Source organism: Granulicella tundricola MP5ACTX9, from assembly GCF_000178975.2.
Classification (GTDB): domain Bacteria; phylum Acidobacteriota; class Terriglobia; order Terriglobales; family Acidobacteriaceae; genus Edaphobacter; species Edaphobacter tundricola.
Genome location: NC_015064.1, coordinates 236,286 through 256,419, shown reverse-complemented (window position 1 = coordinate 256,419; position 20,134 = coordinate 236,286). Strand labels below are relative to the sequence as shown.

Below are 20,134 nucleotides of genomic sequence, written 5' to 3'. Positions count from 1 at the left end.
CCCGCTGGCTCCCTTCATCAGAGACAATGATGCCTGTGCCAGAGTCCGCCAAATCGCAGTCTGCAACCCTTCCCTCCTGGAACGCGGTCGAAGGCACGCCGCTTCCCCTCGGAGCCACATGGCTCGCGGAAGACAACGCCTATAACTTCGCCGTCTTCGGCCGCCACGCCCGTGCGATGCGCGTGCTCCTGTACGCTGCGGACGAGTTCACCACTCCCTGCTTCTCGTTCGATCTCGACCCCCTCCAGCACAAGTCCAACGACATCTGGCACTGCCGCATCTCCGCCGCCGACGCAGGCCAGGCCATCGCCTACTGCTTCCAGGCCGAGCAGGCCGACCCCATCCTCAGCGGCGAAGGAACCCTCTACCCGGCCGGCAAGCAGTTGCTCGACCCCTACGCCCGGCAGATCGTTCTTCCGCCGGACTTCGATCGCCAGCAAGCCATCGACCCCGGCCCCAACGCCGGTCAGGCCTTCCTGGGCGATCTCCCCCCGCGCCTCCAGCAGCCCTTCGACTGGGGCACGGACAAATCCCCGCAGCACGACGGCGATCTCCTCATCTACGAGATGCACGTCCGCGGCCTCACCCGCGATCCCAGTGCGCAGGTCACCGAACCAAACGCCGGCTGCTATCTCGGCGTCATCGAGAAGATCCCTTACCTCAAGGATCTCGGCGTCACCGCCGTCGAGCTGATGCCGGTCATGCAGTATGAACTCGGCACAGCCAACTACTGGGGCTACATGCCGCTGGCCTTCTTCAGCCCGCACTGCGCCTACGCAAGCTCCGCCGCCAAAGCCGTCGCCGAGTTTCGCCAGATGGTGATCGCCCTCCACGCAGCCGGCATCGAGGTCCTCCTGGACGTCGTCTTCAACCACACAGCAGAAGCCGGAAACGATGGCCCTTGCTATGGCATGAAGGGTCTGGATAACATCTCGTACTACATGACCCGGAGCTTCCCGCCCCCGGCCTACGCAGACTTCTCCGGCACCGGCAACACCCTCAACTGCTCCAACCGCGCCGTCTCCAAGATGATCCTCGATAGCCTCCGCTACTGGGTCAAAGAGATGCACGTCGATGGCTTCCGCTTCGATCTCGCCAGCGTCTTCTCCCGCGACGCCGACGGCAACATCCTCTCAGGCGACCCGCCCATCTTCGCCGCCATCGCCGCCGATCCCGACCTCGCCAACATCCGCCTCATCGCCGAGCCCTGGGACGCCGGCGGTGCCTACCAGCTTGGCCGCAGCTTCCCCGGCCTCAGCTGGCTGCAATGGAACGGCCGCTTCCGTGACGATATCAAACGCTTCGTCCGCTCGGAACCCGGCCTCGTCGCCACCATCATGCGCCGCATCTACGGCAGCGACGACCTCTTCCCTGAAGATCTCGCCGATGCCAAGCACCCCTATCAAAGCATCAACTACTTCACCTCACACGACGGCTTCACTCTCTACGACACCGTCGCGTATGACACCCGCCGCAACCTCGCCAACGGAGCCAACAACACAGACGGCCCCTCCGACGACCTGAGCTGGAACTGCGGCTGGGAAGGCGATGAAGGCGCACCAGCGGACGTGCTCGAACTCCGCGCCCAGCAGGCCCGCAACTTCTGCGCCCTCCTGATGCTCTCGAACGGCACCCCGATGCTCCGCATGGGAGACGAGTTCCTCCAGACCCAGCAAGGCAACTCAAACCCCTGGAACCAGGACAACGCCACCACCTGGCTCAACTGGAATCGCATTGAGGAGAACCGCGCCACCTTCGACTTCTTCCGCACCATGATCGCCTTCCGCAAGCACCACTTCATCGCACGCTCACGCTTCTGGCACGATGACATCCAGTGGTTCGGCGTGACCGGCGCACCGGACCTCTCGTGGAACTCCCACACCATCGCCTACTTCCTGCGCTCCCCGCAAGACGAATCCACCGACATCTACGTCATGATCAACGCCTATTGGGAACCCCTGACCTTCACCGTCCAAACACCCGGCCCCTGGTCCATCGCACTCGATACCTGCCTGCAGCCACGCAACGCTCAGACCGCACCGCTGACCTCGGTGCAGGTCCGCGCAAGATCCATCGTCATCCTCACCCGCACTCCCTAGCTCCGCACCCCGCCCTTCGGCTCGATCAATACCGCCGCACTCAAAGCGCTCGCCACCGCCAGCACCACCGCAATCCAAACCACGCGCCGATACCCAAACACGAACGCCTCCGCAATCGCATACTCCACGCCCGCGTCGGAACTCTGCGCTGCACCCAGCTTGGACCGCTGCTCGTCCACACCTTGTCGAGCCGCAGCCGAAATCGCCAGCCCATCCAGCCGCCGGCTCAACTCCGCATTGAACCCCGCAGAGAGCACCAGCCCAAACGCCGCCACCGCCAGCAGCCCCGCAATGCGAGACACCGCATTGTTCACCCCGGAAGCCACGCCGGACTCGGACGGCGGCACCGCGTTCATCACCGCCGTGGTCAGCGGTGCAACGCTGATCGCAAGCCCCAGACCGAGCACCATCACCGCCGGAAAGAAGTTCGTCCAGTACGACCCGCCGATCCCCGGCCGCACGAACAGCGCAAAGCCCACCCCAGCCACCAGCGGCCCGATCGTCAACGGCACCCTCGCCCCAAACCGCTCCAGCAGCCCACCCGACCAGCGTGACAGCAGTGAGATCACCACGATCAAAGGCAGCATCGCCCCGCCCGCCTCCGTCGGCTTGTAGTGCTGCACCTGGATCAGGTTCAGCGGCAGAAAGTACAGCACCCCACCAAACGCTCCATAAAGAAAGAACGTCAGCAGATTCGCCCCGCTGAAGTCCCGCGAACGAAACAACCGCAGCGAAACCATAGGCGCATGAGAGTAAGCCTCCACTACAACGAAGGCAACCAGACAAGCCACCCCCAGCCCACCCACAAGCCATGAGTGATTCCCCACATTCTGCGCCTCGATCAGCGCATACGTCACCGCCCCCAGACCCACCGTGGCCAGCAGCGCACCCGGCCAGTCCAGGTCATGACTCATCCCTTCATGGAGGCTCTCCGGCACCTTCAGCACCGTGATCGCAATCACCACAACGGCAATCGGAATATTGATCAGAAATACCCATCGCCACGACGCATACTGCACCAGCGCACCGCCCAGCAGTGGCCCAATCGCCGCCGTAATCGCCGTAAATCCTGACCAAGTCCCGATAGCCCGTCCCCGCTCCTCCGCCGGAAACGAAGCGCTGATCAGCGCCAGGCTACCCGGCACCAGCAACGCCGCACCCACCCCCTGCACCGCACGCGCCACGATCAGCGCATGAATGGACCCCGCAAGCCCACACCAGACAGACCCACCCGCAAACAGCACCACGCCGCCCGCATAGATCCTCCGCCGCCCATACAGATCGCCCAGCGCCCCGCCCACCAGCAGCAGCGAAGCCAGCAGCAGCGCATAAGCCTCCACCACCCACTGCACATCGCTCGCATTGGCCTGGAAGCTCTTCTGCAGCGCAGGCAGCGCGACGTTCACCACCGTCCCATCGATGAACGCCATGCTCGTACCCAGGATCGTCGCAGCCAGCACCCAGACGCCGGTCATGCCCGCGCCCGTCTCGGCCGCGCCGCCCTGCAAACTCTTCGCCGCTTCACTCATCCCTGACCCCGCGTACTGCTATGGAGTCCTCAAACCCCGGAAGAGATTCCACAAACATCTCATCCCATCCGGAAAGACTCTACCTGGACACAGTAACCTCCATGTGAGCCGCCGGATAAACCCCGCGCAACGCCAGCGCCGAGTAGTTGCTGAACGTATTGCCGCCAATCAACTTGCCCAGCAGCGAGTTCAGACTCGTATAAAGCGTCACGCCCGATCCACCAAAGCTGATCTTCGGAAACAGCGTCTGTTGCCGCATCACGGCGGTCCCAAAGAACGTGCCCGGCGCATACCACCAGTTCGCCAGAAACGGCACAGCCGAGTTCGGCGGCGGCGCAGTCTCCGGACCGTAGATCGTATAGCGCGTCAGGTCCAAAGCTCCAGCCGATACATACAGATTGCCGTTGCCGCTCGCAGGAGCCGTGTACTCATAGGTCAGTTGCGGATCGTAGTGCGCGGGCAGCCCGGCCCCGATAAACGCCGTCACCAGCAGCGGATTGTTGCTCACGTAGATCAGCGTGTAGTTGTTGATGTCCCCCGTACCATCCGGCGGAACGATGTTGATCCCGATCTGCGAAAGCACCGTCGGCTGCGGCAGTGCGCCGTCCACCGTCACCTTGGAGCAGTTGGTCGCGCGCACCACAATGTTCGCTTCACCGGTTGCACTGCGCGCGATCGTAAAGCCATGCGGCACCAGTGGAGCGGCAGCCGCGTAGGAGATGGGGCCTTCCCCCGCAAACTCCGTGCAGTCGGTGAAGTCGACGGAGAAGCCGCGTTGAAACTGCGCGGACGCAAAGGTTGAACAAAGGAGGGCAAGGCCAGACAAGGCTGCGAAGACGCGCATAAGAATTTTCCTTGATTTGAATTTGGGCCGGGGCAAAACAGGGAATGACAGGGAAGATCCAACGCGAATCACTACACCACATCGCAACGGCGCCGCCAAGTAAAAAAGCGACGCCGTGCCATCAGCTTCTATTCAAACGTTTTGCGAGACCTACTGTTTATAGATTCGCGACTCCCACCCCTTCAGATGAACCGTCGTCACGTTGCTCTCCCCGCCGCCGTAGTTATCCATCAAGGAGCGCCCCGCCTTCATCCCGCCCGGCAGCGTATACGCAATGGGTTCAGCGCTGAAGTTATGCACCACCAGGTACTGCTCCCCGTTCAGCGTCCGCGTGTACGCAAAGATGTGCGGATGCGTCGGATCGAGATCCTTGTAATCCCCATACACCAGCGCAGGCGTGTCCGCCCGCAGCGCGATCAGCCGCGCCGTGTAGTGATAAACCGAATCCGGATCGCCCGTCTCCTGCGCCGCATTGATCGTCTTGTAGTTCGGGTTCACCGCCAGCCACGGCTTCGGGCCCGTCGTAAACCCGCCATTGGCCGAGCCATCCCACTGCATCGGTGTACGGCTGTTGTCACGCCCCATGTGGCGGAGGTTTTCAATGTAAGCCTCCTCCGTGATCACATGCCGAGTCTGCACCTCATCCTTATACCCGTTATGCGCCTCGATATCGTCGAACTGATCCATCGTCTTGAACGGATAGTTCGTCATCCCAAGCTCATCGCCCTGGTACAGATACGGCGTACCGCGCAGAGTCAGGATCATCGTCTCCAGCAGCTTCGCGGACGGCACCCGGAACTGCGCCGAATCGTCCCCAAAGCTCGAGACCACCCGCGGATTGTCGTGGTTCGAGAGAAACACCGTATCCCAGTCATGCTTCGTCAACACCTCGGCATGTTTCGTGTAGATGGCCTTCAACTGCGGCAGCGTCCACGGCACATACTTGCGCCCATCCCGATTCAGCCGCACTGCGTCGAAGTTGAAGATCTCGTTCAGCTCATGCCGTCTGTCGTCGACGAGCTGCTTCTCCTGGTCCAGATCGATCCCGATCGCCTCGCCCACCGACATATCGTCATACTTCGCCAGCACATCGCGATTCATCTCCTTCAGATACTCATCGCGCTTCGGCCCATTCGCCCACAGCGCCACAAACCCGCCAGTCGAAAGCTCCTGCGCCGTAAGATCAGGCAGGCCCGGCTGCTTGGAGATCAGTGGAATCACGTCCATGCGGAAGCCATCCACGCCCTTATCCAGCCAGAACTTCATCAGGCCGAACACCTCCCCGCGCACCTTCGGGTTATCCCAGTTCAGGTCCGGCTGCTTCACCGCAAAGTAGTGCAGATAGTACTCATTCGTCTTCGCGTCGAACTGCCACGCAGACCCGGAGAAGAAGCTCGGATAGTTGTTCGGCGGCCCCATCTTCCCATCCGCCCCCACCTTGCCCGGACGCCAGATGTAATAGTCGCGATACGGATTGTCCTTGCTCTTTGCGCTCTCCACAAACCACTTATGCTCGTCGGATGTATGGTTCACCACCAGGTCGATGATCAGCCGCATATGCCTCTGCTTGATCCCCGCCAGCATCGCGTCGAAGTCCCCCATCGTCCCGAACTCCGTCATCACCTTCCGGTAGTCGCGAATGTCATACCCGTTATCTGCATTAGGAGAATCGAAGTGCGGACTCAGCCAGATCACGTTCACGCCCAGCTTCTGCAGATAGTCCAGCCGCGACGTAATCCCCTTCAGATCCCCAATCCCATCTCCATTCGAGTCCTGAAACGACCGCGGATAGATCTGGTAGACCACCGCCTCCTTCCACCACTTCGGCTCATACCCGTTGATCAGAGTAGAGGTGGAGATGGGCGCGGATGAGACCGGTTGCGCGGCTGGAGGGTGTTTGGGATCGTAAATATTGAAGTTGACGTCAATGTTCATCTTGACGGAAACGGCTTTTCCGTCTTTCATGGCGGGCTTGAAGCGATACGCATGCACAGCTTCAACTGCCTTCTCGTCAAGCCCATAGCCGATGCCGCGAATGACACGGACGTTCTGAGGAACACCCTGCTCATCAATCACCAAGCCAACCAGGACATTTCCATTCAGCTTCTTTTTTCGAGCTTCTTCAGAGAATGAGGGCTGAGGCTGGAAAATGACAACCGGCGCGGTGACGTTGCCGCCGCCACTCTGGGAAGCCGTAGCCTCCTGAGCTGCGCTGAAGAGGAAGGGAGTTGCAAGAAGGGTGGCGAGCAAGGCGGTCTTGAGCGAGAGAGAGGTCATACGTGGCACCCGGCGGAGATAGATTTCGACTCAGTGAGTGTATAGGGCGGGAACTTTGGCTGCCTGGGAAGGACGCATCAGGGAAATCTGTGCGTACATGCATTTCATGTCTTCACCAAACGCATCAGGCTCACGCAAACAATTCACCGGAAAAAGACCCTCCCCGCCCAGCGGCATGTTAGAAACATCTCATCACTAAAAATAGCTGACACCCGCGCGCGGCCATCCGTCCATTTCCTATCCGGCCAGATTCCGCCCGCCTGTGCAGCAACTTCGCATGAGGCCTCCCGTGAAAAACTCGTTTCGCTTCGCACGTCTGCTCGCCGCCTTCTGCCTTGGCGTGTTCAGTCTCGTCCCCGCCTTCGGCCAGTCCGGCCTGCTCATCTCTCAGATCTATGGCGGAGGCGGAAACTCCGGCGCATCGTTCAACGCCGACTTCATCGAGCTCTACAACCCGACCTCCGCTGCGATCAGCACCAGCGGACTGTCGGTCCAGTACGCCTCCGCTGCCGGAAACTTCACCCAGTCGCTGACGCTCGCCAGCGCGTCGATCCCGTCCCATACCTACTTCCTGGTCCAGACCACCGCCTCCGGCACCACCGGCGCCGCGCTCCCCACGCCGGACACCACCGGCATCGCGCCCAATCTCTCCGCCACCGCCGGCAAGGTCGCCCTGGTCAACGGCACCACGGCCCTCAGCACCGACACCACCTGCGCCCTCATCCAGGCCGACACCCAAATCCTCGACTTCGTCGGCTACGGCACCACCGCAAGCTGCTTCAAAGGCTCTGGCCCCGCGCCCACCACGGCAAACAACGCGACCTCCATCGTCCGCAAGGTCGCAGGCACCAACACGAACGACAACGCCGCAGACTTCACCACCTCCAGCCCCATCACGCCGCACAACTCCGGCGGAGGCGTCGTCGTCCCGCCAACCGTTCCCGTGGTCACCATCCATGACATTCAGGGCGTCAAGTCCACCACGGCCATGACCGTCTCGCCCTATGCAGGCCAGCGCGTCACCACCTCCGGCGTCGTGACCACCCTGCTTTCCAACGCCTTCTTTATGCAGTCTTCGGACGCCACCGCGGACTCCAACCCGCTCACACCGGAAGGCATTGAGGTCTTCACCAGCACCAAGCCGACGGTCCTGATCGGCAACGCAGTCACCGTCACCGGAACCGTCCAGACCTACCCCGCCGTCACGGCCAGCAAGACTCCCGCCACCGAGATCACCTCCCCCACCATCGTGGTCACGGCCCCCGCGGTTGCGCTGCCCACGCCTATCATCCTCACCACCTCCATGCTGACGGCCGGCGGCGGTCTCTACCAGCTCACCCCCTATGAGGGCATGCGCGTCTCCGTGCCGTCCATGACCACCATCTCCGGCACCAACGGCTCCATCACGGACGCCAACGAGCCCGCCGAGATCGCCACCTCCGTCGGTTACTTCTACGCCGTCATCACCGGCACCGCACGCCCCTTCCGTGAGCCCGGCGTCGATATCCGCGACCCCGCGGTCCCCGGCCTGCCCGCCGGAGTCGCCAAGTTCGACGACAACCCGGAGCGCATCCTCGTAGACTCCACCATCGCCGGCGGCACCAGCCTCGAGATCCCCACCGGTGCCATCATGGCCAACGTCACCGGCGTCCTCGACTTCACGTTCTCGAGCGACAGCTTCTACGATCCCAGCCGCCTCATCCTCGACGCCACCTACCCCCGCACCAGCGTCACCGGCGGCATGACCGTGCAGGCCGTCACCCTGCCCGCGTCGAACGAGTTCACCGTCGCCTCCTTCAACATCGAGCGCTTCTACAACACCTCCAGCGCGGACGATCTCTACTACGTCCCCGCCGGCGTCAACGGCTACAACGGCTCATCCGGCACGGCCATCGTCTCCACCGGCCAGACCTTCATCTCGGAGGCCGCGGACAACACCCCGGCTGCCTACGCACGTCGCCTGACCAAGCTGTCGCTGGCCATCCGCACCGTGCTCAACTCGCCCGACGTCGTCACCATTGAAGAGGTCGAGAACCAGTCCGTAGCCAACGACATCGCCGCCCAGATCAACTCCGATGCCGGCGTCACCAACCTCTACACCGCCTTCAGCACCGACAACAAGACCTACTACACCCAGGACGGAACCGGCATCTCGGTCGGCTTCCTCATCAAGAACACGGTCGATAACCTCGGCGTAACCCAGTACGGCGCGGGTGAGACCTTCACCCCCACCAGCGGGTCGCTCACCACCTTGAACGATCGCCCCTGGCTGGTCCTCTCCGCCGGCATCAAGCGCGCCGCCGGGGTCAAGGACTACCCCATCACCGTCGTCGTCAACCACATGAAGGCGCTGACCGGACAGAGCAGCGCGACCACCAATTCCACACGGCTCAAGAAGGAACTCCAGGCGGAGGATATCGCCAAGTTCATCCAGACTCAGCAGGCTGCGGGCAAGCACGTCATCTCCGGCGGAGACTTCAACGCGTTCGAGTTCTCCGACGGCTACAACGACACGCTCGGCACCTATACCAACACCAACGTCCTGCCTGCCACGCAGGTCCTTCAGCCTGGCGTCGCCGGGCTGGTCACCCCGCCGCTTACCGATCTCGCCCTGACCATCCCCGCCGCACAGCGCTGGTCGTATGTCGAAGACGGCAGCGCCCAGATCCTCGATCACATGGTCGTCACGCCGGAGCTCGTCGCAGCCGGCGCACACTTCGCCTACGGCCACCTGAACGCGGACTTCCCCCTGACCGCCTACAACGATGCAACCACCGCCGCCCGTAACTCCGACCACGACCCCGCGATCGGCTACTTCATCCTCCCCGCGCCCGTGCTCTCGGCAACCGTCACGCCTAACCCGGCGACTGCGTTTGCCGGCACCACGATCGGCGCAACCAGCGCAGGCCAGGTCTTCACCTTCACCAACACCGGTGAGGGCCCCATCACCGTCACCGGCGTCACCACAACCGGCGACTTCGCCGTCACCAGCGCATGCACCGCTCCCGTGGCCATCTCCTCCACCTGCACCGCCAACGTGGTCTTCCGGCCCACGGCCGCCGGCACCCGCACGGGTTCGGTCACCTTTGCCACCAACGTCTCCGGCTCAACCTACATCGTCGCCCTGACAGGCGTCGGCATCAACCCTCCCGACTTCAGCGTGGGTGACGCTAGCGGCAACGCGACCACCAGCGTCACCGTCGTCGCCGGCAACACCGGCACCGTGCCGCTCACCTTCACTCCTCTGTTCGGCTTCAGCGGAACAGTGAGCATCACCTGCGTTTCGACCGCCACCGTTGCACCCACCGGCGTAAGCTGCACCGCACCCGCAGCCTTCACGCTCACCGGTGCATCCACCCAGAACATTACCTTCACCACCGCGTCCCGCCTCTTCTCCCGCAACGGTGGCCTCGGCTTCGCACCGGATGCATCCCCGCTCACCAAGGTGCTTGTCCTGGCCGCGGCGGGTCTGCTGATGTTGCTGGCAGCCACAAGCCGTAAGCTCGGCCGCGCAGCCCGCCTGGGCGGTCTGCTGTCCATCCTGACGGCAATCTGCTTCGCCACCAGCGGATGCGGCGGATCGTCTGGCCCCACCGTCAACCCCAATGGAACGCCCGCCGGAACCTACACCTACACCGTCACGGTCACCAGCGGCACCGTCGTCCACAAGGAGACCATCAACCTCATCGTCCAATAGATAACCCTGACAACTCCAAGGGGCTTATGACAAGGGCGACAGACATAGTCTGTCGCCCTTTCTCTTTGCCCTGAGGCCTCCACGCTTTTCTGTATGACATCCATGGAAGCCCGGTGTACCTTACCTGCAGGTGACGCGAGTTCCTATGAGCAAGTCTTCCCTCTCCCTGTACGCGCTGGCCCTCGGGCTGGCATCGCTCTCCTCCTCCTTCGCTTCCCTCCAAGCCCAGGCCGCACCCCAAACGCCGCCCCCGGCAGCCGCGCCCAGCCAGCAGATCCAGGCCCCCGTCGCCACCCCGGCACCCGCAGCCGCTCCCGGCCAGGTCGGCGCGCCCGGCAACCAGCCCGTCAAGAATCCCGACGGCACCTACACCATCCGCAACAACGCCCGCCTCGTCGTCCTAGACATGGTCGTCACCGATCCCAAGGGCAAGGTCGTCACCGACCTCAAAAAAGAAGACTTCCACGTCACCGAAGCCGGCGACCCCGAGAACATCCTCAACTTTGAGGTAGCCGGCTCCCGCACGCCCGACCCCAGCATCACCATCAACTCCACAGCCGATCTCGACCGCCTCGCCCCCCGCGCCCCGGTCAACATCATCCTGCTGGACGAGTTCAATACCCGCTTTGAAGACGAAGCCTTCGCCCGTTACTCGCTCAAGAAGTTCCTGGAAAAGCAGCCCGACAAGCTCGACACCCCGACCATGCTCATCGCGGTCGATCTCCAGCACTTCACCGTCCTGCATGACTACACCCAGAACAAGCAGGAGGTCATCGCCGCCCTCGACCATCACTTCGTCGCCTACCCCTGGCAGGTCCATCAGGGCGCCTGGCTCGGCGAGCGCTACGGCACCGCCTTCATGACCCTCCGCCGCGTGGCCGAGGCCGTCATCGGCCACCCCGGCCACAAGAACATGATCTGGATCGGCCGCGGCTTCCCCGCACTCAACTTCGCCAACCAGCCCATCGACACGGAAAACCGCGTCAACAACGCCGTCCAGGAGTGCGTCAACGTCCTCCGCGACGCCCGCGTCACCCTCTACACCATCGATCCCGCAGGCCTCCAGGTGAACCCCGGCGTCTACGGCAACGCCGCCGCCTTCAACGATCCCTTCGGCGGCGAGTACCAGTTCAACAAACTCGCCAAGGCCACCGGCGGACGCACCCTCTACGGCCGCAACGACGTCGATGCTGAGATCGGCTCCGCCATCCAGGACGGCTCCAACTTCTACACCCTCACCTACCGCCCCGCCGGCAACTCACTCGACCCCCAGAAATTCCGCAAGATCAAGGTCACCGTCGACCGGCCCAACGTCACCGTCTACACCCGCGAGGGCTACTACCTCCAGCGTGGCCCCGGCCGCGTCAACCCCCTCAACCCCTCCCGCCGCCTCATGGCGGACCTGGCCTCCGCCGACTCCAGCACCATGGTCTACGACGGCGTTCCCCTCACCATGTGGAACCTCCCCAACGACCCCGACACCTACCGCATCCGCATCGACGCACGCGGCCTCGCCTGGACCTACGCCACCGATACCGAGCCCCGCCACACCGAGGTCATCCTCGCCGTCACCACCTTCGACAAGAAGGGCAAACAGCTTTCCGTCGTCGCCAAGAACGTCATCGCCAAGGCTCCCTCGGACGTGCCCCCCACCGGTCGTCTGGAGCGCCCCCTCATCATCGCCTACAAGGTCGACCACGACGCCAAGGCCGTCCGCGCCCGCTTCGTCGTCCGCGTCACCGCCTCCGGCCGCATCGGCACCGCCGACGCCACCCTCGGCCAGCCCATCCCGGAACAGACCCCCATAGCCTCAATCCCCACGCCAGCCCCGCCCACTCCGCCAGTAACACCTGCACCAACACCAAATCCCTAACCCACCACGACAACCATCTGTTCCCACGCGTACAATTTCCTCTTTAGCCAAGAGGACCTAACCCCATGTTTCTAAAGCACGGTACGACCAATTTCCCAGCCCCATTCCAGACCCGCACCAAGCGCGTCCAGGCCCTCGCTCTCGCCGCCACCCTCCTCGCTCTCCCCGCCGCCTACGCGCAGGCCCCGCATCCCCTGGATGAAGTCGATCAGCAAAAAGTCGACGCCCTCATCCACCAGATGACTCTCCAGCAGAAGCTGGACTACATCGGCGGCACCGGCTTCGCCGCCATGGCCGTCCCCTCCCTCAACATCCCCGCCCTTGAAATGTCCGACGGCCCCTACGGCACCCGTTCCAACTCCGGCTTCCCCAGCACCACCTACGCCGCCGGCATCAACCTGGCCGCCTCTTGGGATCGTGATCTAGCCGTCCGCGTCGGCGCAGGCATCGGCCGCGACGCGCGCGCACGCGGCGTCCACTTCATGCTCGGCCCCGGCGTCAACATCTACCGCTCCCCGCGCAACGGCCGCAACTTCGAGTACTTCGGCGAAGACCCCTTCCTCTCCGGCCAGATCGCCACCGGCTACATCACCGGCATGCAGGCTCAGGGCGTCGCCGCCACCGTCAAGCACTTCCTCGGCAACAACTCGGAGTTCCTCCGTCACGATTCAGACACCGTCATCGACGAGCGCGCCGTCCGCGAGATCTATCTCCCCGCCTTCGAAGCCGCCGTCAAGCAGGGCCACGTCTCTGCCGTCATGGACTCCTACAACCTCATCGACGGCAAGCACGCCACCCAGAACCCCTACTTCAACATCGACATCCTCCGCAAGGAATGGGGCTTCAAGGGCGTCCTCATGTCTGACTGGGACGCCACCTACGACGCCATCGGCGCAGCCAACGGCGGCCTCGACATCGAGATGCCCACCGGCAAGTTCATGAACCAGGCCAACCTCATGGCCGCCGTCCAGTCCGGCCAGGTCCCGGAAGCCGTCATCGACGACAAGGTCCGCCACATCCTGTCCACCGCCGAAACCTACGGCTGGCTCGATTCCACCCACAACCAGCGCGACACCAACATCTCCTTCCTCGACGCCCGCAACAAGGCCGCCGCGCTCGACTCCGCCCGTGAAGGCGCCGTGCTCCTCAAAAACGCCGGCAACATCCTCCCCCTCAACAAGGCCGCCCTCAAAACCATCCTCGTCGTAGGCCCTGACGCCTATCCCGCCCAGGTCGTCGGCGGCGGCAGCGCCGGTGTCGTCCCCTTCGCCGCCGTCAGCGGCTTCCAGGGCATCGTAGAGGCCGCCGGCCCGGGCGTCAACGTCCTCTACGACCGCGGCCTCCCCACCCTCAGTCACCTCTCCTCGGACACCCGCATGACCACCGCCGTCACCGGCGGACAGGCCGGCGTCACCCTTGAAACCTTCAGCAACGTCGATCTCCAGGGCCCCGCCGTCGCCACCTCCATCACCCCCCACATCGCACTCGACGGCTTCAACATCAAGATGCTGCTCGATAACCTCGAAGCCGCCATGTCGATGATCTTCTCCACCCCACCCAAGCAGGTCTCGCACCGCTTCACCGGCTTCTACGACGCACCCACCGCCGGCAAGTACATCCTCGCCCTCGAAGACTCCGGCGAAGGCTCCGGCAACCGCGTCTTCGTAGACGGCCAGCTCGTCGTCGATAACTGGAAGGTCGTCCGCGCCTTCCAGCCCCACGTCGCGCTGGACCTCACCGCCGGCTCCCACAAGGTCATCGTGGAGGAGTTCCAGGTCAGCCCTGTCGGCGGCCATCTCATCTTCGCCATCGCCCCGCAAAACAACATCGTCAACCCCCGCGCAGTCCAGCTCGCAGCCAAGGCTGACGTCGTCGTCATCGAAGCCGGCTTCCAGCAGGAGTCCGAAAGCGAAGGCGGCGACCGCACCTTCGAGCTCCCCTACGGCCAGGCAGAGATGATCCGCGAGATCTCCGCCGCCAACCCCAAAACCATCGTCACCATCACCTCCGGCGGCAACGTAAACTCCTCCACCTGGATCGACCGCGTCCCCGGCCTGCTGGAAACCTGGTACGCCGGCCAGGAGGGCGGCAGGGCCCTCGCAGAGATCCTCTTCGGAGACGTCAACCCCTCCGGCCATCTCCCCGCAACCTTTGAAAAGCGCGCCGAGGACAACCCCACCTTCAACACCTACTACCCCGAAGGCGACACCAAGCGCGTCACCTATAAGGAAGGCATCTTCGTCGGCTACCGCGGCTACGAAAAGAACAACATCCAGCCGCTCTTCCCCTTCGGCTACGGCCTCTCGTACACCACCTTCAAGTTCGGCGGCCTCAAGGTCCAGCAGAAGGACATGAACGGGGAAACCCGCGTCACCGCCACCTTTGAAGTCACCAACACCGGCTCCCGCAAGGGCGCGGAGGTAGCCCAGCTCTACGTCACCGAGGACAAAGCCAAGGTAGCCCGTCCCATCCACGAGCTCAAGGGCTTCGAGCGCGTAGAACTCAACCCCGGCGAGACCAAACACATCACCATCCCCCTCGACGCCCGTTCCTTCTCCTACTACGACGTAGCCGGAAAGAAGTGGACCATCGGCACCCCCAAGTTCACCATCTCGGTAGGGGATTCAGTAGCCAACCTCCCCCTGAAGTCCTCCCTAACCCTGAAAGAAACCAAGTAGCCCACAAAGCCGTGTGCCCCATCCTCACGACAGCTTTACCGTCGTTAGGGTGGGCATCGGCGAAGCCGACCTTCCCAGAGCCCTCAACCCCGCCCATCACACCAGGCGATCACGACGGGTGCCCCATCCTCGGACGACGGTCTTATCGTCGGACAGGGTGGGGTATCGTTTGCGGCAGCAAACGACCGCCGTCCTCTCCGTCTCCACAAATCCTCCTCGGACGTTGCGGTCGCTCTTGTCGTTGCCGTCGCTCTTGTCGTTGCCGTTGCTCTTGTCGTTGTTTGTTTTAGCCCGTCATTCTGAGCGAAGCTCAGAACCTCCGTATTAGTCTTTGCCCTTGCAGTTGCATTTGCTTGCTCTGGCACTTGCTGCCATTGCTCTTACCCAGCAACCTCGCATCTCACGACCCTGCGATAAGCCTCCTCCCATCAGTCAGTGGAGGGGCGTACCATCACTCCCATGAAACTCGCGGCCATCCTCCTAGCCCTGATCCCGCTCGCAGCCCAGGCCCAAGCCACCCTCCCCACCTCCACCGTCTATCCCTACGACCACCTCACCCCAAAAAAATCCCCCAACGGCACAGAAAGCCGCCCCGTCCTCTCCGGCACCCTCCTCTCCGGCGAAGCCGTAGGCCTGCACGAGTCCATGCAGCCCGCCCACGCCGAGCCCGTCCCCCTCCACGTCATCCAGCACTCAGAGATCATCATGGTCCAGGAGGGCACCCTCGGCTTCGAGCACGACGGCAAAACCGAAATCGTAACCGCCGGAGGCACAATCTACGTAGCCCTGGGCACCCTCCACCGGCTCAAAAACATGGGCGAAGGTCCCGCCAGATACTTCGTAGTCCAAATAGGCGGAGACACCAAAAAGTAGCCTTGGACCCACCACAATATCCGTGTGGGCCCCACCCTCACGACGGTCTCATCGTCGTTAGGGTGGGCATCGGCGAAGCCGACCTTCCCAGAGCCCTCCAACCCACCCAACACTCCAGGCCACCACAACCGGGTGCCCCATGTCCCGATTCTGGGACATGGGTTTCCACGACCCTCTGAGGAGCCGCCTAAGCCAAAGCCAAAGGCACAGCCTCATCCCATCTTCCCTGCGCCTTCAGAATCAACTCCACCACCTCCCGAGCAGCCCCCTTACCCCCACCCTTCCCCGTCGTATAGTGACAAACCGCCATCAACTCCGGCACCCCATCTCCCACACAAACCCCCAGCCCGGATCTCCGAGCCACAGGAATATCCGGCAAATCATCTCCCAGGTAGCAGACCTCCTCCTCCGTCACCCCCGCCTTCAACATGCAGTCCTCATAAGCAGCCTTCTTGTTCCCCTGCCCCAGGCAAACGTAGCTGACCTTCAACTCCTTGGCCCGCTGCGCCACCGCAGGCGACCGCCGCCCCGTAATAAACCCCGTCTTGATCCCCATCGTGTGCGCCAGCGACAGACCCTGCCCATCCTGCGCACTGAACATCTTCAACTCCGTGACAACGGCCTCCGCCCCATCGGTAGCAGCCAGCGAAGAAATCAGCCCCACCCCCCCATCGGTCAGAGTCCCATCCACATCCATCAGAAACAGTTTGATCTTGCGCGCACGAGCCAGAACATCATCAGAAGGAGCAGGTCCAGAAAAGGTAGTCGCCATAAGCCCAGCATACCAACCCTATACACGCCAAAGAAGACCGTGTGCCCCATCCTCATCGCGGTTTCATCGCGATTAGGGTGGGCCTCGGCAAAGCCGACCTTCCCAGAACCCCTAACTCACCCCACACTCCAGGCTTACTCCGGAGTCACCCGCATCGCATCATCAGAATCATCCCCATCCCCATCCCCGCCATAGATCACCTGCCCATACTCCAGCAGCGTCACCATCCCCACCCCGCCGCAGATGTTCCCCGCCACGGCCGGAAAGAACCAGTGCGGATAAGCCATCCACGGCGCATGATGCGTCAGGATCGCAATAAACACCTCGCCGGAGGTTGCAATACAGTGTGCAAAGTTCCCCAGCCCCACCAGGAACGTCAGCGTCCAGATAATCATCACGGACCCCGTAATCGAGTGCGACCCCGACACCAGCCACGCCGTCAGCGCAATAATCCACCCACCCATCACCCCCGACCAGAACACCGTCTGCGCCGGGTTCGCCATCGCATCCAGCCCAAGCTGCGTCAGCGCCTCGATGAACCGCGGATTCAGCGCCGGCGTCAGCGACACCAGCGAAGCAAACGCAAACGCCCCCAGCACATTGGCAGGCAGCACCACGCCCCACAGCCGCAGCGTATTCCAGAACTCTTTCTTCTCTGAAAGGATCAGCGCCACCGGATACAACGTGTTCTCCGTAAACAACTGCGACCGCCCCAGGATCACCACAATGAACCCGACCGGATAGAACATCCGCGAGATCATCACCGCCCCCGGCGAGTGACCCAGCATCGAAAGCGCAATCGCCGTCCCCAGCGCCGTCAGTCCCATGAACGTCCCGCCCGCAAACCCCGAGATCCCCAGCGAAACGCTCGACCGCTTCAGCTCCTGCCGAGCGTTCTTCGCCACCTGGTTATAGATATCCTGCGCCGAAGGTCGCGAAAGATGTTTCTGCCCCGCAGAAGCAGGCTGCTCGTCCTTACCCGCCCCACGCCGTCTCAGTCTTGATGCCATCCCCCTTCAGATGCACAATTCCACCATCGTCTGGATCAACCAATTTCACCAACTGGTGTGCCCCATCCTCACGACAGTCTTACCGTCGTTAGGGTGGGCATCGGCAAAGCCGACCGCTTTCCTCCAACCCGGCAATCATCTGGGTGCCCCATGTCCCGATTCTGGGACGTGGGTTTTCAGAACTCCCAAGGCCCTCACACCTTGCGTCACCCCGGCATCCAATCCCAGATGAAGCTCCTTGCGATCCTAACCGCCGCAACCCTCACCCTCCCCCTGACCGCCCAGCAACCCCGCCCCACCAGCACCCCCTACGCCGGCGACCTCTCCATCTTTGAGTACCCCGACCGCGACCAGAAGCTCGAAATCGACCGCGTCATGACCCTCCTCAAGATCACCAAGGGAAAAACCGTTGAAGACATCGGCGCAGGCTCCGGCTGGTTCACCGTGCGCGCAGCGAAGAGAGTAGGCCCCACCGGCACCGTCTACGCCGAAGACATCAACCCCGAAGCCATCAAGTTCATAGACCAGCGCGCCCACAAAGAGAACCTCACCAATATCAAGGAAGTCCTGGGCACCCCCGACGACCCCAAACTCCCCGCCGCCTCCACCGACGCCGTCATGCTTCTGAAGGTCTATCACGAGATCGCACGCCCCATCCCTTTCATGCAGAGCCTCCGAGCCTCCCTCAAACCCGGCGCACGCGTCGCCATCATCGACCGCAACGGCACCGGCACAGACCACGGCCTCAACCAGAACATCGTCGAGCAGGAGATGACCGAAGCCGGCTTCCACGAGATCGCCCACTACGACTTCACCAAGAAGGACGGCCAGGACTATTTCCTCATCTTCCAGTCAAACTAGCGCCGTTGGAGCATGGTCAAGTGTGGTTCGTTTGTGGTGATTTGTGGTGCAAATAGCACCACAAATTCGCCAGACTGCTACATTGATTCTGTGATCTTCAGGGGAAATCGTTGAATAACCGCGAACGAAAGATGTTGGATCTCCTCAACCGTGGCCGTGAAGAGTTCGGCTATGTTGCTGTAAAGGCAGAGTTTGAGGCCGAAGGCACACGCGTGGACGAACTTCTGCGCCTGGTAGAAATCTGCCGCAAAGCCGATTTGAAGCTCGGACTCAAGATCGGCGGCTGTGAAGCCATGCGCGATCTCATTGAATCCAAACAGATTGGCGTCGATTACATCATCGCCCCCATGATCGAAAGCACCTACGCCCTCTCCAAATTCGCCGAAGCGGTAGCAAAAGTCTATTCCGCAGAAGACCAGGAACAAACCGACTTCCTCTTCAATCTGGAGACCATCAGCGCCTTCAATCTCCTTGATTCCATGGCAGATGCAACCGCCAAAGCACCCGAACTCAAAGGCATCGTCTTCGGTCGCGTCGACTTCAGCCTCTCCGCAGGCCTGGGCCGCGACGCCATCAACGGCCCAGAAGTGACCGATTACGTCCTCAAGACCGCTAAAGCCTGTAAAGACAGAGGCTTGGACCTTGTTGTCGGCGGCGGCGTATCCTCGGACTCAATCCCCGTCCTTCGCCAGATGCTCGACATCCACCTCACCCGTTTCGAGACCCGCAAGGTCATTTTCGACGCTAACTCCGCGCGAGAGAGCAACATAGCCGACGGTCTCCTCAACGCCGTCCACTTCGAGATGCTCTGGCTCCTCAACAAGCGCGACTACTACGGCCAGATCCAGCAGGAAGATGCCAAGCGCATCGAAATGCTGGAAAACCGTTGGGCGGTTCTCAACCGATAATGAGCGAGACACCCAGGCTCCTCCTTTTCGGCGCCAGCGGTGCGATCGGCACCGCGATCCTAAACCATTGCAGCGAAAAGGGTTGGCAGGTCACAGCGGTGAGCCGGAAGCGCCCAGAAGCCGTTATGGCCGCCCTCACCTGGATCGAAGCCGATCCGCTTTCCCCTACTTTTGACGCATCCATCTTAGCCACAAACGCCCCCTACACCAGCGTCTGCTGGGCTCAGGGAGCCAACTCCACGGACAGCGTATACACCGTAGAAGCTGAGGCCCACCTCGACCTCTACAAGGCCAACTGTCTTTACATTTTGCTGACTCTAAAGGCTTTACTGGACTACGATCTCTTGGCTCCAGCCTCCCGCCTCTGTGTCATCAGTTCCATCTGGCAGAACCTCGCACGCCAGTCCAAACTCTCCTACTGTATGACCAAAGCCGCCCTCCAAGGCCTCGTTCTCTCCGCCTCGGTCGATCTTGCCGAGCACGGCCACCTCATCAACGCCGTCCTTCCGGGCGTGCTGGACACTCCGATGACTCGCCGCAACCTCGCGCCGGAGCAGCTCGAAAAACTCTCAGGAGCGACTAAGTTCAATGCTTTGCCACAGTTACAGGACGTGGCCAATCTCGTAGAATTTCTCTGTTCCACGTGGAACACGGGGATAACTGGACAGTTTATCGCAGCCGACCTGGGGTATAGCCATGTCCGACTCGTCTAG

Annotated in this window: 13 protein-coding genes; 8 read left to right on the top strand and 5 right to left on the bottom strand. The window is 62.3% G+C overall.

Annotation, left to right across the window (positions count from 1 at the left end; translation table 11 throughout):
* The first annotated feature begins 29 nt into the window (after positions 1-29).
* The gene (locus tag ACIX9_RS01005; protein WP_013578607.1) at positions 30-2,099 is read left to right on the top strand and encodes a glycogen debranching protein; all 2,070 of its coding nucleotides are present in this window, start codon (positions 30-32) and stop codon (positions 2,097-2,099) included.
* Here ACIX9_RS01005 and ACIX9_RS01000 read toward each other — a convergent pair.
* The 3 genes from ACIX9_RS01000 to ACIX9_RS00990 all read right to left on the bottom strand — a co-directional run bounded on the left by ACIX9_RS01000 (position 2,096) and on the right by ACIX9_RS00990 (position 6,749).
* Positions 2,096-3,628 carry an MFS transporter gene (locus ACIX9_RS01000; protein ID WP_013578606.1) on the bottom strand — a complete coding sequence of 511 codons (1,533 nt, stop codon included), beginning with the start codon at positions 3,626-3,628 and terminating at the stop codon, positions 2,096-2,098. The two genes, ACIX9_RS01005 and ACIX9_RS01000, sit on opposite strands and share 4 nt — an antisense overlap.
* A 79-nt stretch (positions 3,629-3,707) precedes the next feature.
* Positions 3,708-4,472, bottom strand: a complete 765-nt coding sequence (locus ACIX9_RS00995) for a hypothetical protein (protein ID WP_013578605.1) — start codon at positions 4,470-4,472, stop codon at positions 3,708-3,710.
* A gap of 150 nt (positions 4,473-4,622) precedes the next feature.
* Positions 4,623-6,749, bottom strand: coding sequence for an alpha,alpha-phosphotrehalase (locus ACIX9_RS00990; RefSeq protein ID WP_013578604.1), 2,127 nt, complete (start codon positions 6,747-6,749; stop codon positions 4,623-4,625).
* Positions 6,750-7,038: 289 nt separating this feature from the next.
* Here ACIX9_RS00990 and ACIX9_RS00985 point away from each other — a divergent pair, with 289 nt between their 5' ends.
* The 4 genes from ACIX9_RS00985 to ACIX9_RS00970 all read left to right on the top strand — a co-directional run bounded on the left by ACIX9_RS00985 (position 7,039) and on the right by ACIX9_RS00970 (position 15,870).
* Positions 7,039-10,446, top strand: coding sequence for a choice-of-anchor D domain-containing protein (locus tag ACIX9_RS00985; RefSeq protein WP_041596869.1), 3,408 nt, complete (start codon positions 7,039-7,041; stop codon positions 10,444-10,446).
* 145 nt (positions 10,447-10,591) lie between these two features.
* Positions 10,592-12,319, top strand: coding sequence for a VWA domain-containing protein (locus ACIX9_RS00980; RefSeq protein ID WP_013578602.1), 1,728 nt, complete (start codon positions 10,592-10,594; stop codon positions 12,317-12,319).
* 65 nt (positions 12,320-12,384) lie between these two features.
* Positions 12,385-14,997: a beta-glucosidase gene (locus tag ACIX9_RS00975; RefSeq protein ID WP_013578601.1), complete on the top strand. Its 2,613-nt coding sequence runs from the start codon at positions 12,385-12,387 to the stop codon at positions 14,995-14,997.
* A 459-nt stretch (positions 14,998-15,456) separates the two neighbouring features.
* A complete protein-coding gene (locus tag ACIX9_RS00970) occupies positions 15,457-15,870 on the top strand; it encodes a cupin domain-containing protein (RefSeq protein ID WP_013578600.1) in 414 nt (137 codons plus the stop codon).
* Between the two features lie 187 nt (positions 15,871-16,057).
* Here ACIX9_RS00970 and ACIX9_RS00965 read toward each other — a convergent pair whose 3' ends face one another.
* Both ACIX9_RS00965 and ACIX9_RS00960 read right to left on the bottom strand, forming a co-directional pair.
* Positions 16,058-16,642, bottom strand: a complete 585-nt coding sequence (locus ACIX9_RS00965; protein WP_013578599.1) for a KdsC family phosphatase — start codon at positions 16,640-16,642, stop codon at positions 16,058-16,060.
* A 134-nt stretch (positions 16,643-16,776) separates the two neighbouring features.
* A complete protein-coding gene (locus ACIX9_RS00960) occupies positions 16,777-17,652 on the bottom strand; it encodes a formate/nitrite transporter family protein (RefSeq protein WP_013578598.1) in 876 nt (291 codons plus the stop codon).
* A 150-nt stretch (positions 17,653-17,802) separates the two neighbouring features.
* Here ACIX9_RS00960 and ACIX9_RS00955 point away from each other — a divergent pair, with 150 nt between their 5' ends.
* The 3 genes from ACIX9_RS00955 to ACIX9_RS00945 all read left to right on the top strand — a co-directional run bounded on the left by ACIX9_RS00955 (position 17,803) and on the right by ACIX9_RS00945 (position 20,134).
* Positions 17,803-18,513, top strand: coding sequence for a class I SAM-dependent methyltransferase (locus tag ACIX9_RS00955; protein WP_013578597.1), 711 nt, complete (start codon positions 17,803-17,805; stop codon positions 18,511-18,513).
* A 110-nt stretch (positions 18,514-18,623) separates the two neighbouring features.
* On the top strand, positions 18,624-19,421 hold the full coding sequence (locus ACIX9_RS00950; protein ID WP_013578596.1) for an aldolase/citrate lyase family protein: 798 nt from the start codon (positions 18,624-18,626) through the stop codon (positions 19,419-19,421).
* On the top strand, positions 19,421-20,134 hold the full coding sequence (locus ACIX9_RS00945; RefSeq protein WP_013578595.1) for an SDR family NAD(P)-dependent oxidoreductase: 714 nt from the start codon (positions 19,421-19,423) through the stop codon (positions 20,132-20,134). Before ACIX9_RS00950 ends, ACIX9_RS00945 begins: the two co-directional genes overlap by 1 nt.

Bases quoted from the DNA above. Each gene is read 5' to 3' on its own strand.
- ACIX9_RS01005 (WP_013578607.1), top strand. From the start codon at position 30: ATGCCTGTGCCAGAGTCCGCCAAATCGCAGTCTGCAACCCTTCCCTCC.
- ACIX9_RS00970 (WP_013578600.1), top strand. From the start codon at position 15,457: ATGAAACTCGCGGCCATCCTCCTAGCCCTGATCCCGCTCGCAGCCCAG.
- ACIX9_RS00980 (WP_013578602.1), top strand. From the start codon at position 10,592: ATGAGCAAGTCTTCCCTCTCCCTGTACGCGCTGGCCCTCGGGCTGGCA.
- ACIX9_RS00990 (WP_013578604.1), bottom strand. From the start codon at position 6,749: ATGACCTCTCTCTCGCTCAAGACCGCCTTGCTCGCCACCCTTCTTGCA.
- ACIX9_RS00965 (WP_013578599.1), bottom strand. From the start codon at position 16,642: ATGGCGACTACCTTTTCTGGACCTGCTCCTTCTGATGATGTTCTGGCT.
- ACIX9_RS00995 (WP_013578605.1), bottom strand. From the start codon at position 4,472: ATGCGCGTCTTCGCAGCCTTGTCTGGCCTTGCCCTCCTTTGTTCAACC.
- ACIX9_RS00975 (WP_013578601.1), top strand. From the start codon at position 12,385: ATGTTTCTAAAGCACGGTACGACCAATTTCCCAGCCCCATTCCAGACC.
- ACIX9_RS00945 (WP_013578595.1), top strand. From the start codon at position 19,421: ATGAGCGAGACACCCAGGCTCCTCCTTTTCGGCGCCAGCGGTGCGATC.
- ACIX9_RS01000 (WP_013578606.1), bottom strand. From the start codon at position 3,628: ATGAGTGAAGCGGCGAAGAGTTTGCAGGGCGGCGCGGCCGAGACGGGC.
- ACIX9_RS00960 (WP_013578598.1), bottom strand. From the start codon at position 17,652: ATGGCATCAAGACTGAGACGGCGTGGGGCGGGTAAGGACGAGCAGCCT.
- ACIX9_RS00955 (WP_013578597.1), top strand. From the start codon at position 17,803: ATGTCCCGATTCTGGGACGTGGGTTTTCAGAACTCCCAAGGCCCTCAC.